Annotated in this window: 15 protein-coding genes; 11 read left to right on the top strand and 4 right to left on the bottom strand. The window is 39.2% G+C overall.

Features of this window, described 5'->3' with window-relative positions; translation table 11 throughout:
* Window positions 1-7 precede the first annotated feature (7 nt).
* A complete protein-coding gene (locus BMY21_RS08495; protein WP_074642854.1) occupies window positions 8-724 on the bottom strand; it encodes an energy-coupling factor transporter transmembrane component T family protein in 717 nt (238 codons plus the stop codon).
* A gap of 12 nt (window positions 725-736) precedes the next feature.
* Window positions 737-1,342, bottom strand: coding sequence for an MptD family putative ECF transporter S component (locus BMY21_RS08490; protein ID WP_074642851.1), 606 nt, complete (start codon window positions 1,340-1,342; stop codon window positions 737-739).
* Between the two features lie 116 nt (window positions 1,343-1,458).
* On the opposite strand from BMY21_RS08490, the gene BMY21_RS08485 reads away from it, so the two are divergent.
* The 11 genes from BMY21_RS08485 (at window position 1,459) to BMY21_RS08435 (ending at window position 16,251) form a co-directional block, all read left to right on the top strand.
* Window positions 1,459-2,100 carry an exonuclease domain-containing protein gene (locus tag BMY21_RS08485; protein ID WP_083379798.1) on the top strand — a complete coding sequence of 214 codons (642 nt, stop codon included), beginning with the start codon at window positions 1,459-1,461 and terminating at the stop codon, window positions 2,098-2,100.
* Between the two features lie 12 nt (window positions 2,101-2,112).
* Window positions 2,113-3,105, top strand: a complete 993-nt coding sequence (locus BMY21_RS08480) for a helix-turn-helix domain-containing protein (RefSeq protein WP_074642849.1) — start codon at window positions 2,113-2,115, stop codon at window positions 3,103-3,105.
* Window positions 3,106-3,202: 97 nt separating this feature from the next.
* Window positions 3,203-4,927, top strand: coding sequence for an ABC transporter ATP-binding protein (locus BMY21_RS08475; RefSeq protein WP_074642846.1), 1,725 nt, complete (start codon window positions 3,203-3,205; stop codon window positions 4,925-4,927).
* A 99-nt stretch (window positions 4,928-5,026) separates the two neighbouring features.
* Window positions 5,027-6,796 carry an ABC transporter ATP-binding protein gene (locus BMY21_RS08470; protein ID WP_256210340.1) on the top strand — a complete coding sequence of 590 codons (1,770 nt, stop codon included), beginning with the start codon at window positions 5,027-5,029 and terminating at the stop codon, window positions 6,794-6,796.
* Between the two features lie 105 nt (window positions 6,797-6,901).
* Window positions 6,902-7,903: a hypothetical protein gene (locus BMY21_RS08465; RefSeq protein ID WP_074642843.1), complete on the top strand. Its 1,002-nt coding sequence runs from the start codon at window positions 6,902-6,904 to the stop codon at window positions 7,901-7,903.
* 207 nt (window positions 7,904-8,110) lie between these two features.
* The gene (locus tag BMY21_RS08460; protein ID WP_074642841.1) at window positions 8,111-9,886 is read left to right on the top strand and encodes an ABC transporter ATP-binding protein; all 1,776 of its coding nucleotides are present in this window, start codon (window positions 8,111-8,113) and stop codon (window positions 9,884-9,886) included.
* Between the two features lie 11 nt (window positions 9,887-9,897).
* Window positions 9,898-11,721 carry an ABC transporter ATP-binding protein gene (locus BMY21_RS08455; protein ID WP_074642838.1) on the top strand — a complete coding sequence of 608 codons (1,824 nt, stop codon included), beginning with the start codon at window positions 9,898-9,900 and terminating at the stop codon, window positions 11,719-11,721.
* 140 nt (window positions 11,722-11,861) lie between these two features.
* Window positions 11,862-13,685: an arginine--tRNA ligase gene (argS, locus tag BMY21_RS08450; protein ID WP_074642835.1), complete on the top strand. Its 1,824-nt coding sequence runs from the start codon at window positions 11,862-11,864 to the stop codon at window positions 13,683-13,685.
* Window positions 13,686-13,831: 146 nt separating this feature from the next.
* Window positions 13,832-14,446 carry an HAD-IA family hydrolase gene (locus tag BMY21_RS08445; protein WP_074642833.1) on the top strand — a complete coding sequence of 205 codons (615 nt, stop codon included), beginning with the start codon at window positions 13,832-13,834 and terminating at the stop codon, window positions 14,444-14,446.
* A 17-nt stretch (window positions 14,447-14,463) separates the two neighbouring features.
* Window positions 14,464-15,243 (top strand): ZIP family metal transporter, encoded by a 780-nt coding sequence (locus BMY21_RS08440; protein ID WP_074642830.1) that lies wholly within the window; start codon window positions 14,464-14,466, stop codon window positions 15,241-15,243.
* A gap of 15 nt (window positions 15,244-15,258) precedes the next feature.
* Window positions 15,259-16,251, top strand: coding sequence for a 2-hydroxyacid dehydrogenase (locus BMY21_RS08435; RefSeq protein ID WP_074642828.1), 993 nt, complete (start codon window positions 15,259-15,261; stop codon window positions 16,249-16,251).
* Between the two features lie 7 nt (window positions 16,252-16,258).
* On the opposite strand, the gene BMY21_RS08430 is transcribed toward BMY21_RS08435, so the two are convergent.
* On the bottom strand, window positions 16,259-17,680 hold the full coding sequence (locus BMY21_RS08430; RefSeq protein ID WP_083379797.1) for an adenylate/guanylate cyclase domain-containing protein: 1,422 nt from the start codon (window positions 17,678-17,680) through the stop codon (window positions 16,259-16,261).
* Window positions 17,681-17,757: 77 nt separating this feature from the next.
* Window positions 17,758-18,384 (bottom strand): TetR/AcrR family transcriptional regulator, encoded by a 627-nt coding sequence (locus BMY21_RS08425; protein WP_074642823.1) that lies wholly within the window; start codon window positions 18,382-18,384, stop codon window positions 17,758-17,760.
* Between the last annotated feature and the right edge of the window lie 77 nt (window positions 18,385-18,461).

Below are 18,461 nucleotides of genomic sequence, written 5' to 3'. Positions count from 1 at the left end.
TTAAACCTCACTGAAATTTTACAAGGCTTATTACTATGAATCCTAAAAATAAAATAATAACCAGGTAATCAAAGAATTTCATTTTGACAGCAGAATAGCAGCTTCTTTTTTGATTGCTGTCGAGTCCACGTGCCATTGCAGAAGATGCGAGTTCTTCCATCAAAGACATTGAACTGAATAATAGAGGAACCAGAATATATTCGATTGTTTGAGCTGGTTTCAGCAAAAGATTTCGGAGATCAAATTTTATGCCGCGAAACAGCATTGCTTTTTTTATGCTTTCCCATTCATCAGAAACTGTAGGCATAAAACGAATCATTACGATAAAGGGAATTACAAAAGTCATTGGCAGATGAAGTTTTTGAAATGAAGAAATTAAATCTGCCATTTTTGTAGTTTTTGTAAATAGTGCGAGCGCCATTGCAATCGGACAGATGAATTTTATCATCACCATTATGGCCGCGCAAATCATATCGAGAGTAGAGGTGACAGTGCTTTTTGTGACACCATGAAATATCAAAAGAACTATAGAGCAGCCAATAAAATATTTGATGGCGGTAAAGCCTTCACCTTCTAAAAATATAATAATTCCAAGAAAGGCGATGCAGATTATTGCGGGTATAACGCTGAGATTTCTGAGGGAGAAAAACATTGTACCCAGCAAAATTACAAGCTTTGTTCTTGGATCAAGTTTTAATATCGAATTATTATTTGATGAGAACATTTTACTTGATGCTTAAACAATTTCTACTTTTTCAAAATGCTTTTTAATTAACTTAGAACCGATAAATGCTCCGATGATTCCACCAACTACGGCAAGGCCTATAATCATAATCCATGACCACCATGGAGAGAGAAGTTTGATCATTCCATCTGCAAAACTTCCGCCGGCACGTTTCTGAAGATTTTCGATATAAGCATCCTTTGCAAAAAAGATTCTGATAAAGTTTGCTGCAGTTCCAATATTGAAGAAAACATAAGAAATTGCATACCAGAGTTTTGATTTATATCTTCCAATCAAAATACAGATTTCTGCGAGTAGGGCAGAAACAACACATACAGTAAAAGCGATCGGATCAAAGCCTGTAGAGATGCATGCGAAAAGAAGTTCAATAATAAGAGCAGTGCCAAACTTTCTTACCTTTGTTACGCTAAGCAGGTAAATAGAACCTAAAAGAACTCCAAGAATACCCGGGCACATAACATAAAGAATAGGAACAGTTCCAACAAGCATCATAATTGCCAGGACTGCGATCAGATAAATTGCGGCAAAAGCACCGGCGAAAATCAAATCTTTGACGGTTAATTTTTTAGTCTTTGACTTTTCAACTATATCACCCATTTTTAATTCTCCTTTTGATGTAGATTATAGTTAGTGATAACTAACTTAAAGAGATTTAATTTTGATGTCAATAGACTTTGTATTGAAACTGATTATAAAAAATGCAATAATTAGTTATGACTAACAAGGCATTGTATGAAGATTCTCAGTTATCACTTTTTGATGATGAACCTGATGTAAAAAAACAAAGTTTAGATTATATAACAATAGATTTTGAAACAGCTAATCAATATGGCAACAGTGCAATTTCAGTTGGTCTTGTCCGCTATATAGATGGGAAAGAAGCAGATTGCATGTATGAGTTGATTTGTCCGCCAAACGATTATTTTGTTCAGGAATGGATAGATCAGATTCATCATCTGACTTATGAAGATGTAAAAAATGCTCCAAAGTTTCCAGAAGTCTGGGATAACAAGGTACGGCCATTTATAGAAAAAACACCTGGACTTCCACTGGTTGCTCATAATGCAAAATTTGATATGGGTGTAATTTGGGATGCCTGCAGTTTTTATCATCATAAATTACCGGGATATAATTATTTTTGTTCACTTCAGATTGCAAAAAAGGTATGGCCGGAATATGAAAAGCATGCGCTTACATTTCTTGGCGAAAAGTTTGGGATAACATATCTTGCTCATGAAGCACTCGAAGATTCAAGAACCTGCGGATTAGTTGTTGCGCTTGCTGCTCAAAAAATGAAAGCTCGGACAGTACAAGAACTCTTAGATAAATGCGAGATTAAAATGGAGAGAATTTAAGTTTACGAAAAAATGAAAAATCAGATTGTTGTACCAAATGTCTATAATTCTTCACCAGATGAGTTTTTTGACGGAACTGCTTTTATTCCAAAAGAGATTGGAGACCTCAAACTTCTTCGAAAGGAATGTCGCAATCAGATTGTTTATTATGACTGGAATCTAAGTTTTAAAGATAAAACTTTTGCAAGCCGTCCGGACAATTTTGGGAAAGACGAGATTCAGATTATCTTCAACATTAATCAAAAAATTGACTGGCAGGTAGACAGCGCCCACGAAACTGTCAACATGCTGCCAGGTGAGGTTTGTGTTTTCAGAAACAAGAATTATGCAACTTCCATGAATTATGAAGGAGATAAAAATTTTCAGTTCAAAAGTCTTCAGATGACAACTGATTTTTTTGAAACTCTTCTTTCCCGCTATTTTGATTCAGATAAAATCGAAATGGGTAAATCACTTTTTCTGACCCATGTAACAAAAACTGCCATAACAGCAGACATGTATAAAGTTCTTTCAGAAATTGACAGTGCAGAAAAATATCATGAGTTCAAGGGCGTTTACGTCGAAGCAAAAATGATTGAACTGATTGCCCTTGTTCTGCACGGAATCTTTTATAACAAAACTTCCCTAATAGAACGCAATAAAACTATAGCAGAAGGAAATCAGTCTGATATTGCTCAGGTAGAAACCCTGCACCACCGAATCCAATTTAATCCCGCAGATGATTATAAAGTTCCCCAGCTCGCAATAAATCTTTCCATGAGCGAAAGCAAACTTACCCGTCTTTTTCGTTCTCTATACGGAACATCAATTCATCAATATATACAAGACCAACGTCTGGAAAATGCAGCCCGACTTATTTCCAGTAAAGAAGTGAATGTTTCGGAAGCTGCTCTGCAGAGCGGCTACACAAATATGAGCTGGTTTTCAAAAGAATTTCAGAAAAAGTTTGGGCTTTCACCAAAAAAATATTCAATGATGAAACCCCCTGTTACTGAAAACTGTTAATTTTCTCCCGTTTTTTAGTAGAAATCAATATTTGCAATAAATTATACTCGAATACAGTTAGTTATTACTAACACTAAAAAGTTATTTCGGAGGCCCTATGTTAAAATCTGTCGCTCCGTATATTGGAAAGTATAAAAAATATACGGTCATTGCGTCGGTGCTTACAACACTTGGAATTATTGCCAACGTAGCACCTTATTTCTTTTTGTATCAGCTGATTCTTCCGCTTACAAGACATCAGCTGCCGGACTTTCATTTTGTTGTAGTCCGCGTTTTATTGATTTTTGCCTGCCTTGCTTTTTACGCAATCTCTTATACGACAGGCCTATGTTTTTCTCACGTGAGTGCTTATAACACGCTGAAAAATATCCGCATCTCGCTAAAGTCAAAGCTTGAAAATCAGCCGCTGGGAAATATCAAGGAAATGGGAACCGGTCAGATAAAGCGTGTTTTTACAGACGATATCGACCAGCTTGAGCTTCTGCTTGCCCACGCCATTCCGGAGGGAATTGCAAATCTTTTAGTTCCTCTCATCGTGATAATCGCAATGTTCATATTTGACTGGCGTCTTGCACTTTTGACTCTGGCAATAATTCCTGTCGGCGTTTTTGCAATGTCCATGATGATGAAGGCCGGAATGTCTAAAATGGGAGCATATTACGAGTCCGCAAAAAAGATGAACAACACAATCATCGAGTATGTAAACGGAATGGAGGCAATCAAAGTTTTCAACAAAGATGGAGATTCCTTCCGCCGATTTGGAGATGCAGTTCGCGGCTATCGTGATTTTACTCTCGCCTGGTATAAGGTTTGCTGGCCATGGATGGCAGTTTATAATTCTACTCTTCCTTGTCTGGCCTTTTTTACTTTGCCGATTGGAGCCCTTCTTGTTTTGAACGGTACTATTGATTTGAGCCAGCTGCTTTTAGTTTTGTGCATGTCCTTTTCGATTGGTTCTTCAATTCTTCGTGCCCTAAGTTTTGGTGGAAAGATTCCACAGCTGGATTATAAAATTGCCGAGCTCGAAAAGATGATGAATGGCGAGGCAATCAAGCAGGGAACTCACAGCTTTGAAGGCAAGAATTATGATATTGAGTTTAAGGATGTGAAGTTTAGTTATAAAGAAGATGAGGTCCTTCACGGCATAAACCTCACCCTCAAGCAGGGTACAACTACCGCCCTCATCGGCGAATCGGGTAGCGGTAAATCAACCCTTGCAAAACTCCTTGTTCATTTTTACGACCTTGATTCAGGCAGCATAAAAATCGGCGGACAGGACATTACCGACATGTCAATCGAAGCCCTGAACAATCAGATTTCTTATGTAGCCCAGGAGCAGTTCCTTTTCAACAACAGCCTTTACGAAAACATTCTGATAGGCCGGCCATCAGCAACTCGTGAAGAAGTTTTAGACGCCGCTCATCGTGCCCAGTGCGATGAGTTCCTTGCCTGCTTCCCTAAAGGAATAGACACAATGGCAGGAGACAGCGGCAAGCAACTTTCCGGCGGAGAGCGACAGCGAATTTCTCTTGCCCGTGCAATTTTGAAAAATGCTCCGGTAATTGTGTTAGACGAAGCTACCGCCTTTATGGATCCGGAAAACGAAGAAAAGATGAACGCCGCAATTGCAGAAATTGTTAAAGACAAAACTGTAATCGTAATTGCCCACAGACTTTCTTCAATCAAAAATGCAGACAAGATTTGTGTACTCAAGGCGGGCAATGTGATTGCGCAGGGCATACACGAAGAATTAATGAAGAACTGCGAAGAGTTCCAGAAGCTGTGGCAGGCTTCTACTGCCGCTGCAAACTGGAAGATATAAGCGGGGGTCTTAGGGGGGGGCCCCCTAGGAGAGAGAGTAGCCCGCAACAACGTGCGGGCGCAGGGGGAGTCTTCCCCCTCTTGATGGAGAAATATAAAAATGAAAAAACAAAATAAATCTATGATTTCGATGATGCATCGGCTGGTGGAATTTTGCGGGAAATACAAGGTTCCGATTCGCGTGTCTTACCTGCCGGGCTTTATAAAGGGCCTTGTGATGAAGTCGCCACTTATGGCTTCTTTCTTTCTGGCCTGTGATTTTATGGCTGGCAGAATGACTAAAAAAAGCTGCCTTATTTACGGACTGATTATTCTCACCTGTGTGATTCTTCAGGCTGTAATGCAAAATATTACAGACCGTCTTCAGTCGGCTACCGGCTTTAAGGTTTTTGCGGACAAACGCATGGAGATGGGCGACCGCTTCCGTAAGCTTACCATGGGCTATTTTACCGAGGGAAACATCGGCAAGGTGAGCAGCGTTCTTGCAACCGACATGAACTTTATCGAAGAAAACTGTATGATGGTTCTGGAAGAGCTTGTTGGTCTTATGATTTCTCAGGGGCTTATGATAGCCTTTATGTTCTTTTTGAGCTGGCAGCTGGGACTCACTGCTCTTGCCTGCCTCCTGCTCGTAATTCTTTTTGGAAATATCACTACAAGAATTTCAATTTCACATTCTATGCTTAAGCAGAAAACTGCAGAAAAAATGACAAGCGCTGTCCTGGAGTTTGCGGAGGGAATTGGAATTATCAAGACTTTTAATCTGCTTGGAGAAAAATCAAAAGAAGTGAGTGAAAGCTTTGAAGAAAGCAGTAAGAACTCAATCGGTTTTGAGATGGCTTATGCTCCCTGGTGGGCTTCTGTTCTGATTTCTTATGGAATCGTAACTGCTCTTACACTTTTTGTTTCCGGTCTGCTCTCTTCAAAGGGTATGATGACTAATGAATATTTTTTGGGAATGGTACTTTTTGCTTTTGATTTGTTTGCGCCAATAAAAGCTTACTACGGAAACATTGCCCGCCTTACAGTAACAGATGCCTGCCTGGACCGAATCGAAAGTGTTTTTGATAAAGCTGAAATTGTAAATGAAGGAAAAGATACTTTGATGTCTGCAGAAGATGCAGCTCGCAAAGGACTTCCTGAAATCTCTTATCAGAATGTTAGTTTTGCTTACGGAAATAAAGAGGCTCTTCATGATATTTCTTTTGATGTTCAGAAAGGACAGATGATAGCGCTGGTCGGTCCAAGCGGCGGAGGAAAATCAACAATTGCAAATCTTCTTGCCCGCTTCTGGGATGTAAAAAGAGGCAGTATAAAAATCCGTGGTACAGACATCCGCAAGGTTCCAGTCGCAAATCTCATGGATAATATCAGTATGGTTTTTCAGCGAGTTTATCTTTTCCAGGACTCTATTTACAACAACATCGCCATGGGAAAAACGAACGCTACCCGTGAAGAAGTTATTGAAGTTGCAAAGAAGGCCCGTTGTTACGATTTTATCATGCAGTTGCCAGACGGCTTTGACACAGTAATAGGCGAGGGAGGAGCAGACCTCAGTGGTGGTGAACAGCAGAGAATCTCAATTGCCCGCTGTATGCTCAAGGATGCGCCAATCGTAATCCTTGATGAAGCTACTGCCAGCGTAGATGCCGACAACGAGCACTTCATTCAGGAAGCAATCTCAGAACTTTGTCGCGGCAAAACTCTGATTGTAATTGCCCACCGCTTAAACACAATCCGTAACGCCAGCCGAATTATGGTTATCAAAAATGGACAGATTGTTGAGTCTGGTACACACGAAGAACTTTTGGCTAAAGACGGCCAGTATAAAAACATGGTAATTCGACAGAACCTGAGTATAAAAAAATAAAATAATCATAAATCATGCTTGACGAGATGTATAAAATAAATTATTATACGCCACTGTTAGTTATTGCTAACTAGAGTTAATAATAACTAACAAGGAGAAACAAAAATGATTAAATCAAAAAAAATGATAATTACAGCCGTAGCTGCTTTTATCGCATCTGTTTCATTTGCACAAGAAGTGACATTTGAAAATAAACTCACATGGGGAGTTACAGATATTTCTATTTCGGAGTCATCAACAGATACTAGTTTGTCTGCTTTTAAGAATAAGGCAAAATCTGAATATTCATCTGATAAACTTGATCTTGGTGTAGAAATTGAATTCACTGCGTCAAAAAATGGCAGTGTTTTTGAATTCGGTTCTGATGATTTTATTTCAGATGCATTTATTGAATTTCGTCCAGTTAATGCTTTGGGAATCGGATTTCACAGAAGCTATCCTGTAGCAGGTTCTTATCTTCCTTGTCTTGAAAAGGAACTTGATGACGCCAATATGGGTAGCGATTTCGGATTATTCGTACGTCCAGTTGAAGGTCTGGTGGTTGCAGGTGGCTTAGATTTCATTTCATACTTTGGACACGATGATGAAAAACCAATGGTTAATTTTGGAGCTGAATACACATTTGCAGAGACTGTAGCTTTCGGTTTTGCTGTACGTAATGTTGTTTCTGCTGACCGCACTTTTGGAGCTTATGCATCTTATACAGGAATTGAAGGTTTTACACTTAATGCAGGTTTTACATACAACGGAAACCTTGAAGATTACAGTGTAACAGGAAATCTTATAAATGCTGCTGTAATGTATAATATCAATTCGTTTGGTATCTATGCAAATGCAGTGCTTTCTGTTGGTGGTGAAGCTGATGAAGATAACGAACTTTATTCAGCAGTAAATCTTACTTACATGATAAATGATACATTGTGCGCAAATCTTTATGGTGGATTCTCATCAGACTTTGATAATGATGATTCCTGGGCAATCGAAGTTAGCCCTGGAATTGGTTATTCATTCAGCGAACATAATACAGTTGGTGCAAGTGTGTTTGCATGTATTATGAAAGATACAACAATGCTTTCATTCCCTGTTTACTGGAAGTATACTTTCTAATATTTATATACTGAAAAAGTCCATTCCTTTTAGCCGGCAGTACAATAACTGCCGTTTTTTTTTTGCTCTAAAAAGAAAAAAATGCTCCATTCTGCAATTTTTTTTTATATTTTGAATTATTTTCTTATAGGTTAGTTATTGCTAACAGGTATGTAAAAGGATATTATAAGAAAGTTAGAAAAAACTAACAAAGTGAGGTTAAAAATTATGTCATCAAAAACTAAATCTCCTGCAAAAAAAAGCCTTGTTGGCTGGATAATTGAATTTGCAGGAGAGAAAAAAGGGCAGTACATCACAAGTGTGTTCTTTGCTCTGCTTAGTGTGGCGTGTTGTATTGCGCCGTATTTTATGATTGCAAGAATTGTGCAGCAGCTTCTTGCCGGTGTTCGTGACTGGTCATTGTTCCTGCGTGAAGCTGGAATTGTTGCGTTGTTCTGGCTTGGAAATGTTGTCTTTCATATGATTTCAACTTCCATGAGCCATATCGCAACTTTTAATCTGCTTGGTAATATCAGAAAAAAAATGTGCGATAAGTTGACCCGTCTGCCACTTGGAACTGTTCTTGATATGCCTTCTGGTTCACTTAAAAATATCATGATCGAAAGAATAGACAGTATGGAAACAACTCTCGCTCATATCGTTCCTGAATATACTTCAAATATAATTCTTTCAATAATACTTGTTATTTATCTGTTTGTTATAGACTGGCGTCTTGCTCTTGCGTGTATGGCTGTACTTCCAATCGGTTTTATCGCTATGTGCTTTATGATGAAAGATGGTCCTGCTCGATTTAAGTATGCTCTGGATAAAACAAAGGCATTGAATGATACTGCTGTAGAGTACATCAACGGAATTGAGGTAATCAAAGCCTTTGGAAAATCAAAATCTTCTTATGAGCGCTTTGTAGTGGCTGCTCAGGAAGGTTCTGCATGTTATGTTGAATGGATGCGAGATTGTATTTGGCCGCATGCGGTGGCTACTGTTGTTACACCGAGTCTTCTGTTGTCGCTTCTTCCGATTGGCGGGTATCTTTTCTTTAAAGGAAATGTAGATGCATCAACTTTTATTACGATGATTATTCTTGCTGTCAGCGCAATCCAGCCTTTCCTTATTGCCTTTACCTATCATGATGATATAGCAAAGGCCGGTGCAATTTTTGGAGAAGTCGGTTCAATTATGAAACTCGAAGAACTCGACCGTCCAGCAGAAGATAAGAAAAAGCCGGCAGATAATTCTATCCTTTTGAAAAATGTCCATTTTAGTTATCACAAAGGAATTGAAGGAGAAGAGAAAAAAGAAATACTACATGGTGTTTCAATGTCTCTTCCACAAGGTTCGTACACCGCCTTTGTTGGCCCAAGCGGATCTGGTAAATCTACAATTGCCCGTCTTATTGCATCGCTTTGGGATGTTGATTCCGGATCCGTACAAATCGGTGGTGTAAATATCAAAGACCTTTCTCTCGAAGAATATAACCGCCGTGTCGCATACGTAAGTCAGGATAATTTTCTTTTTGATATGAGTGTGCGTGAAAATATTCGTCTGGGTCGCGAAGGTGCAACCGATGCTGATGTTGAAGAGGTAGCACGGAAATCAGGCTGTTATGATTTTATCATGTCTCTTGAAAATGGTTTTGACACAATTGTCGGTGGAAGCGGAGCGCACTTGAGCGGTGGTGAGCGTCAGCGAATTGCAATTGCCCGTGCAATGATGAAGGATGCTCCAATCGTAATTCTGGATGAAGCTACTGCTTATACAGATCCAGAAAATGAAGCAATAATTCAGCAGAGTGTAGCAAAGCTTGTTGCCGGAAAAACTCTGATTGTAATTGCTCATCGTCTTTCAACTGTAAAAGATGCAGACAAGCTTTATGTAATTAAAGATGGCCTTATAGACAGTTCTGGAACTCATGAAGAATTACTGGCACAGGGCGGTCTTTATAAGAATATGTGGGAAGCACATATTGATGCAAAGGATGAGTAGGAGACTAAAAAATGTTTGAAACGTTAATTAAATTTTTTAGATTTTGTGATGTCGAGAACCGAAGAAAATTTACCGGTTCGATTATAGTTGGAATCTTCAATTCACTTTTTATGGCATTAAGAATAGGGGCTGTAGCAGTGATGCTTCGAGGAGTAATAGCTGCAGCAATTGATGGAACTGCCTTTGAAATGAATACTGTATGGCTTTCTTTTGCAATTATGTGTGTCAGCATAATAGGTGGTATTATTACCAGAAAGGTAACTGCAATGTGGCAGTGCGAAGGCGGTTATCGTACCTGCGCAAAAAAACGTATCGAAATTGCAGAACATCTTCGTTATCTTCCTATGGGATACTTCAACGAAAATAGTCTTGGAGAAATTACTTCTGTAACAACAAATACAATGGAGTCTGTAGGTGATGTTGCAACCCGTGCTGTAATGATGGTCTTCCAGGGCTTACTCGATACTTCGCTTATTATTGTAATGCTTTTCTTCTTTGACTGGCGTATTGCTCTGGTTGCACTTGCAGGTTTTGGACTTTTTGAATTTGTAAATCTCTTTATGCGTGTAGCTGTTCGTGATATTTCTGCAGAAAAAATTAAAGCTGATGCGGCCGAGATTGGAAAGGTACTGGAATACATTCAGGGAATTGCAGAAGTAAAAGCATATAACCTTGCAGGAAAACGACGCCGTGAACTTAATTCTGTTATTGAAAAACGTCTGAAGATTCTCATCAAAATGGAGATGCGTTGTATTCCGGTTTCAAACTTACAATCGTTAGTTGCAAAACTCAGTGGTGTAGCGATGATGCTTGCTTCGTTATATTTCTATCTTGCTGGAACAATGGACCTGGCAAACTGCAGTACAATGCTTGTTTGTTCATTCATGTTGTTTAATGCTCTTGAGGCCGGCGGTAACTATTCAGCGCTTTTGAGAACAATTGATATTGGCGTAACTAAGGCAAGTAAGATTCTGGCTCTGCCGACAATGAATATCGAGGGTAGGGAGCGACCTGCGGAGCAGGGAAAAACAGTCCAGTGGACTGTTTTTAGCGAGTCTCCGAGCAGCTGTGCTGCGAAGGCGGAAATAAAAGATAGACTTAATATTGAAGCCCGCAACATCGACTTCGCTTACGACAAACGTAAAATTATCGACAACATTTCCCTCAAAATTCCTGCAAATACCACGACTGCCATCGTTGGTCCAAGCGGCGGTGGAAAAACAACCTTCTGTCATCTTCTTGCGCGTTTCTGGGATGTAAACAAGGGAACCGTAACACTTGGTGAAAAAGATGTCCGCGATTACAACATGGACGACCTTATGAAAAACTACAGCTTTGTTTTTCAGAATGTTTATCTCTTCCATGATACAATTGCTAATAACATCCGTTTTGGAGAGCCGGATGCTCCAATGGAAAAAGTTATCGCTGCGGCAAAAAAAGCCTGTTGTCATGACTTTATTTCGGCACTGCCAGACGGCTACGATACAGTAATTGGTGAAGGCGGAGCTAGTTTAAGCGGTGGGGAAAAACAGCGAATATCTATTGCCCGCGCAATCATGAAAGATGCTCCAATCATCATACTTGATGAAGCAACTGCAAATGTTGACCCTGAAAATGAACGTGAACTTATGAATGCAGTTTCAGAACTTACTAAAGAGAAAACTGTAATTATGATTGCACATCGCTTAAAAACAGTTCGCAATGCAGACCAGATTGTTGTAATAGACAAAGGCCGTATTGCAGAGCAGGGCAAACATGAAGAACTTGTTGCCAAAGGCGGAATCTATGCAAAGTTTATTGACTCTCGTAAACAGGCTGTAAGCTGGAAGTTGTAATTCACAATTACCGGCAGCTGGACAGGCAGATGGATAATCTGCTTGTTGAAAGGCCTTGTGTAATCCGGCACCGGGCGAGCTTTAGCATAAAAAATTCATTGGTTGCTAACATCACTTTATTTCTTTATAATACGTTTACTATGGCAGATGTTAAAGATACTTGCCGTGCAATTATTGCTGCGGCCTTGAATGAGTTTATCAAAGAAAAAGATCCAGCGGCTGAAGCTGTCAGCGCGGATAAAATTGTAGTTCAGAACGCTCCGAATCCGGAAATGGGAGACCTTGGTGCACCTATGTTTGTTTTTGCAAAGGCACTTCGTATGGCTCCACCTCAGATCGCTTCCGGCGTTGTTGCAAAAATCACAGACAAATCTCTTGGAGAGTTCCTTGCTGTTGGTCCTTATGTAAACGTAAAACTTAACAAGGCTGGCGCAGCAGCTCCAATTCTTGCTGCAGTTAAAGCTCAGGGCGACACTTACGGTTCAATTAACAGCGACGGAAAAAAGCCTCTCGAAGGCCGCCGTGTTATGATTGAGTTCTCTTCTCCAAATACAAATAAACCGCTTCACCTTGGTCATGTCCGCAACGACGCACTCGGTGAATCTGTTAGCCGCATTCTTAAGGCTGCCGGTGCAGAAGTTTACAAGGTAGACCTTATCAATAACCGCGGTGTTCATATCTGTAAATCTATGCTCGCATATAAACTCTTCCACGAGGCAAACGGTGATACACCGGAATCACTCGGAATGAAGGGTGACCACTTTGTTGGTCAGTGCTATGTTGAGTTCGATAAATATCTTAAGGGCGAAAAAGACAAGCCTGAGACTGCACATCCGGAAGCAAATCAGATGGCAGAAGATATGCTGATTAAGTGGGAAGCAGGAGATCCTGAAGTTCATGCTCTCTGGGAAAAAATGAACGGCTGGACTTTCGACGGTGTAAAAGAAACTTATGAGCGCACTGGAATCAGCTTTGATAAATACTACTTTGAAAGTGAAACTTACCTTAAGGGAAAAGATGAAATTATGAAAGGCCTTGAAAAGGGCGTTTTCTTTAAGGCTGAAGACGGATCTGTTCGCATCGACGTTACAGACGTTGTAGGTAAGGGTAAGGACGAAGACAATCACGAGAAGGTTTTGCTCCGCAAAGACGGAACTTCTGTTTATATTACTCAGGATATTGGAACTGCAATCAGCCGCCACGACGACTGGGCTTTCAATCAGCTTGTTTACGTTGTTGCAAGCGAGCAGAATTATCACTTTAAGATTCTGTTCCACATCCTTAAAAAGCTTGGCTTTGACTGGGCAGATAAACTCTATCACCTCAGCTATGGTCTTGTAAATCTTCCAAGCGGACGTATGAAGAGCCGTGAAGGTACTGTTGTTGATGCAGATGACCTTGTAGACTCGCTTCACGCAGACGCCCTTGCTGCAATCAAAGAGCGTGGCCGCGACGGTGAAGTAGGCGATGCAGACGAAGTTGCAGAAAAGGTTGCACTTGGTGCTCTTCATTATTACATGCTACAGGCAACTCCAATCAAAGATATGCTTTTCAACCCTGCAGAGTCTTTGAGCTTCAACGGAAATACAGGTCCATACCTTCAGTACATGGGTGCACGTATCAATTCAATTCTTGCTAAGGCTGCTGAGGCTGGTGTTGCAGAAGATGGTTCAGAAGCTGCAGTTGCACTTCTTTCAAGTGAAGATGAATGGGCTTTGATTAAACAGCTTGGTGATTATCCAAATGTAATTGCAAAGGCTGCTGAAAATCTTGATCCAAGTGAAGTTGCTGCTTATGTTTACGAGGTTGCAAAACTGTTCAGTAAGTTTTATCAGAACTGCCCGATTGTAACTGCAGAAAACAAGCAGCTTGCCGGAGCTCGTCTCTACCTTGCAAGTTGTACTCTCCAGGTAATCAAGAACGCAATGAAGCTTGTTCTTGTTCCTTACCTCGAGAAGATGTAGGTTATAATCGAAGAACCGTTATAAAATGGGCTGCGACAGCGGCCCATTTTTTTTATCAAAAAAAAGAATTCCAGCTCTCCATCCGTCGCAAAAATATGATAGGAAAAATTGTTGCATACCACTAAAAAGTGGAGTAGGATACAAATATGATTATTTTTGATTTTGATGGCACTCTGGCTGATAGTATTGGCCTTGGATTTGAACTTGTAAATTCCCATGCAGAAAGACTTGGTTATAAACGTGTTGAACGCGAAAGAGGTATGGAACTTTCTGCTCTGGAAATTATGAAGGAAGCTCATATCAGTTTCTTCAAGCTTCCCCGGCTGGTTCTTTACTTTAAAAAGCTTTTGAATGAAAGTTTCGATAAAGTCTCAATAATTGATGGTGCCGCACAGCTTCTTACAAAATTAAAGTCAGAAGGCCATAAACTTGGAATAATCACTACTAACTCTGCAGCCTGCGTATCTGGTTTTCTTAAGAAAAATAATCTGGATGATTACTTCAGTTACATGAAAACTGATGTTGCGATATTCGGAAAAATTAAAGCTCTAAAACAGGCAAAAAAACAGCTTAAAACAGATTTTGTTTACGTGGGCGATGAAATTCGTGATATTGAAGCATGTAAACGGGCTGGCGTTCCAATTGTTTCTGTTCCTTTTGGTTTTAATTCAGCCAGGGGGCTTGAAAAGAAAAATCCGGGCTTAGTTGCAAAAAATTATGATGAAGCGTATGAGCTTATCTGTTCGCAGATAAAAGAATAATTTGAAAGGAAATCAATATGAATTTTTTGATTGCACGAGGTCTTTTAATTCCATTCTTAGGAACTTCTCTTGGAGCCGCTCTTGTTTTCTTTATGAAACGGGAGTTGAATGTAAAGCTACAGAATATGCTTTCTGGCTTTGCTGCAGGTGTCATGGTTGCCGCATCAGTATGGAGTCTTTTGATTCCTTCTATGGAAATGGTTAGTGACCGTGGAAAGCTTGCCTTTATTCCTGCGGCTGTTGGTTTTTGTGTCGGAATGATTTTCCTTTTAATTCTGGATAAGGTTGTTCCACATATGCACCTTGATGAAAGCCAGGAAGGTCCTAAAACTAGTCTTCAGAAAACAACGATGATGGTTCTTGCTGTCACTCTTCATAATATTCCTGAGGGAATGGCTGTTGGTATTTTGTATGCAGGCTGGGATTCCGGCTCTGCTCAGATTACAGAAGCCGGTGCTCTTACACTGGCACTCGGAATCGCAATTCAGAATTTCCCGGAAGGTGCAATTATTTCAATGCCGCTTCACTCAAAAGGGCTTTCTAAAGCAAAGTCCTGCTGGTATGGAATTCTTTCCGGAATAGTTGAACCTGTTGCCGGTTTGCTTACAATACTGCTTGCAAGTCATGTAATATCAATTCTTCCATATTTCCTAAGCTTTGCTGCCGGTGCAATGATCTTCGTTGTTGTTGAAGAACTTGTTCCTGAAATGTCAGAAGGCGAACATTCAAACCTCGGCACTATCATGTTTATGATTGGCTTTGTTTTGATGATGATTCTAGATGTAGCGTTAGGATAATCTTCAGGAGAATTTATGAAAATTGCTTTTTTTGATACACGTTCTTATGACAAGGTTTCATTCACAAAAATGAATGAAGAATATAAATATGATATTGATTTTCGTGATTATAAACTCAACGAAAATACAGCTCTTACCACAAAGGGGTATGATGTTGTCTGTGTTTTTGTAAATGATGTTGTAAATGCTGAAGTTATAAAATCACTTAAGGACTGCGGTGTAAAACTGATTGCACTTCGCTGTGCCGGTTATAACAACGTTGACCTCAAGGCTGCAGCGGAAGCAGGAATAAAGGTTGTGCGTGTTCCAGCTTATTCACCGTATGCAGTTGCTGAACATGGAGCTGCTCTTTTGATGTCTCTTACACGTCATATTCCACAGGCATATCTTCGCACAAAAACTGCAAACTTTAATATTGAAGGTTTGACGGGCCGTGACCTTCATGGACTTACCGGCGGAATAATCGGAACCGGAAAAATCGGACAGATAATGGCAAATATTCTCAAAGGCTTTGGAATGAAAATCATTGCTTATGATCCTTTCCCGAATGAAAAGTGGGCCCAGGAAAGTGGTGCAACTTATGTCAGCAAGGATGAGATTTTCCGGCAGAGTGATGTCTTAAGTTTGCACTGTCCGCTTACAGAAGAGACAAAGCATATTGTTAATCATGATACAATGAAGATGATGAAGCATGATGCTGTAATCATAAATACCGGTCGTGGTGCTCTCATTGATTCTAAGGCTCTGGTCCATGCTTTAAAACACGGACATATCGGTGGAATTGGTATGGATGTTTACGAGGAGGAGAGTAAATACTTCTTCAGCGACTGGTCTACAGATATCATGACAGATGATGTTCTTGCCCGTCTTTTGACATTCCCGAACGTAATAATTACCGGACATCAGGCATTCCTTACAACAAATGCCCTTAAGAATCTTGCTGAAACAACTCTGAATAATATCCGCGATTTTACAGCTGGAAAAGAACTTGTGAATGAAGTGAAATAAATATCAATTACAAGAAGTAACTTTTCATCAGGCCTTTACCTTTTACTTCTACATTCACAGCTTTGCCGTATGGAAATAAATCTTTTGTAAGTTTATAAGTCGCCTCACTTACATGGATTTGCATTGGTTCTCCATTTGTTTCCATGCGGCTTGCAACGTTTACAGTGTCGCCCCATACATCATAGATGAACTTTGTTTTTCCGATTACACCTGCAACAATAGGACCTGTGTTTACTCCTATACGAATCTTTACTTTATGACTTGATGTTTCGTTGAATTCATTTACATCTTCCAGGAGCCCCTGTGCAAAATGAATCAGCCGTTGTGCTCCATCATTATTTGCATCTTCTATAAGGCCTGTCGCCGCCATGTAAGAATCTCCAATTGTTTTAATTTTTTCGATTCCTTCTCTTTTAGCACGTTCATCAAATTTTTGTGTCATATTATTGAGCATTTCAACAGTTTCTTCTGCAGTCATTTCACTGCTCATTTTTGTAAATCCAACAATATCGGTAAACAGTACAGTTGCATTTGGATATTTTTTTGAAATAGTCTGATTTGGATTTTCGGTGAGTTCACGGGCAATTTCAACAGGAAGAATATTTAGAAGCAGATTTTCAGCTTTTTGATTTGCAATCATAAGTTCTGCTGTTCTTTTACGTACAGTTTCCTCAAGTTTCTTTTTGTATCTTTCAAGCATTTCAACTTCAAGTTTATGACTTCTTTCAATTTCTCTGTTTGTATCCTGTACGACAAAAACATAAAGTAAAACAGAAGTTCCAGAAGTAGACATTGCAGTAAAGGCAATTCCAAAAGTAGTGAATTGAAGAATAGTTGCAAGAAATGGAATTACAATAAAAAGAAAAAGAGGAATCCGAACTGCAGTTGAAAGTATCTTATGATTTGAAATAACAAAAATTGCTTCAAGAAAAATAGCAGCCGGAAGAAATATCAAAAATAGAAATGTCCCCTTTGTACGATGGTAAACATTATTAGCATCAAAATAGTAACAGAAAGGTGTAAATTGTGAGACAATAAGAATTAAAGTAAGAGTAATCATAATTATGTCATTAAGTCGTATTATTAAATGATTATACTTCCATCCCTTTAATCCTTTACTTTTAAATTCATTATTGAGATCTTTAATATAAAGGTTCATTACATAGATGATTGAAAAACTGAAAAAATAATCAAAAAATTTTGCAATGCGCAGATATATTCCTGCATAATCTCCGGTTGCATCTTTATTTATATAATAAAATCTGCTCGAAATCATAATCAGAGCACTGTTTAATTCAAGAAGAAAAATTGCAATCTTTTTTGCTTTTGGAAGATTTCTTGTAATTAAAGTCAGAAAGGCTGTTGCTAAACAGATTCCTTCCATAAACAACATAATGCCCAGCTGATGTGAGCGTAAAAAATCAAACATAATATTATTGTAAATTGAGTTATTGGCTTTTGCAATTAAAACATGCTTTGTGTAAGGCTGACACGACTCGGCAAAGATCAGTTTGTGGTAATTCCCATAAGATGCATGCTGCCGTAACGTGTAAATTCCATTATGTCGATTATATAGGCGGCTGCATCTTTTTTTGTCATATTGTGAAGGATAATATCGCAGTATGCATTTATAACTGTAGAAGCCATAAAATGAATTGTCATTGGAGAAACTTTTTTTGTAGCTAATTTTTCTTTATACATCCATTCAAAGGTTTCTTCACAGTTTTTTGTATATATATCACAGATTTCTTCCTGGAAATGTTCATGAGTGCTTCCTGCAGACTTTGTAAGGAGAAGGGTAAAAGCATCAAAGTTTTCATACATATAGTCCAGGAATTCAATTACCGATTGTTCTTCCAATTCCATATGTTCTTTCATATGTGGAATGTCCAGTCCTGCGTGATTTTCTGAATTTGCAAGCATTACAGCTTTTGTAGATGTGGCTATAGCTTCATCCACAAGTGCACAGAAAAAGGCATCTTTATCCTTAAAATGTCTGTACATTGCTCCTGTGGTAACTCCTGCATTTGCAGCAATAGTTCGCAGAGATGCACCCATAAATCCTTTTTCAAGAAATTCTTTTTTTGCACTTTCGAGGAGTTTTTTCTTTGTTTCAGCTGATGATTCTGCCATAATTCACCGGTGGTTGAGCCTGTCGAAACCACTTTTTTTATTTTATCTGCAATTTATATTTTTTGCAATAAAAATGA

It is taken from the genome of Treponema bryantii, from assembly GCF_900111035.1.
Classification (GTDB): domain Bacteria; phylum Spirochaetota; class Spirochaetia; order Treponematales; family Treponemataceae; genus Treponema_D; species Treponema_D bryantii_C.
Note: the sequence above shows the minus strand (reverse complement) of the source record. Positions and strands in the feature narration are given on the sequence as shown.

Bases quoted from the DNA above. Each gene is read 5' to 3' on its own strand.
- BMY21_RS08485 (WP_083379798.1), top strand. From the start codon at position 1,459: ATGACTAACAAGGCATTGTATGAAGATTCTCAGTTATCACTTTTTGAT.
- BMY21_RS08460 (WP_074642841.1), top strand. From the start codon at position 8,111: ATGTCATCAAAAACTAAATCTCCTGCAAAAAAAAGCCTTGTTGGCTGG.
- BMY21_RS08490 (WP_074642851.1), bottom strand. From the start codon at position 1,342: ATGGGTGATATAGTTGAAAAGTCAAAGACTAAAAAATTAACCGTCAAA.
- BMY21_RS08465 (WP_074642843.1), top strand. From the start codon at position 6,902: ATGATTAAATCAAAAAAAATGATAATTACAGCCGTAGCTGCTTTTATC.
- BMY21_RS08495 (WP_074642854.1), bottom strand. From the start codon at position 724: ATGTTCTCATCAAATAATAATTCGATATTAAAACTTGATCCAAGAACA.
- BMY21_RS08445 (WP_074642833.1), top strand. From the start codon at position 13,832: ATGATTATTTTTGATTTTGATGGCACTCTGGCTGATAGTATTGGCCTT.
- BMY21_RS08425 (WP_074642823.1), bottom strand. From the start codon at position 18,384: ATGGCAGAATCATCAGCTGAAACAAAGAAAAAACTCCTCGAAAGTGCA.
- BMY21_RS08475 (WP_074642846.1), top strand. From the start codon at position 3,203: ATGTTAAAATCTGTCGCTCCGTATATTGGAAAGTATAAAAAATATACG.
- argS (WP_074642835.1), top strand. From the start codon at position 11,862: ATGGCAGATGTTAAAGATACTTGCCGTGCAATTATTGCTGCGGCCTTG.
- BMY21_RS08440 (WP_074642830.1), top strand. From the start codon at position 14,464: ATGAATTTTTTGATTGCACGAGGTCTTTTAATTCCATTCTTAGGAACT.
- BMY21_RS08455 (WP_074642838.1), top strand. From the start codon at position 9,898: ATGTTTGAAACGTTAATTAAATTTTTTAGATTTTGTGATGTCGAGAAC.
- BMY21_RS08435 (WP_074642828.1), top strand. From the start codon at position 15,259: ATGAAAATTGCTTTTTTTGATACACGTTCTTATGACAAGGTTTCATTC.
- BMY21_RS08480 (WP_074642849.1), top strand. From the start codon at position 2,113: ATGAAAAATCAGATTGTTGTACCAAATGTCTATAATTCTTCACCAGAT.
- BMY21_RS08430 (WP_083379797.1), bottom strand. From the start codon at position 17,680: ATGTTTGATTTTTTACGCTCACATCAGCTGGGCATTATGTTGTTTATG.
- BMY21_RS08470 (WP_256210340.1), top strand. From the start codon at position 5,027: ATGAAAAAACAAAATAAATCTATGATTTCGATGATGCATCGGCTGGTG.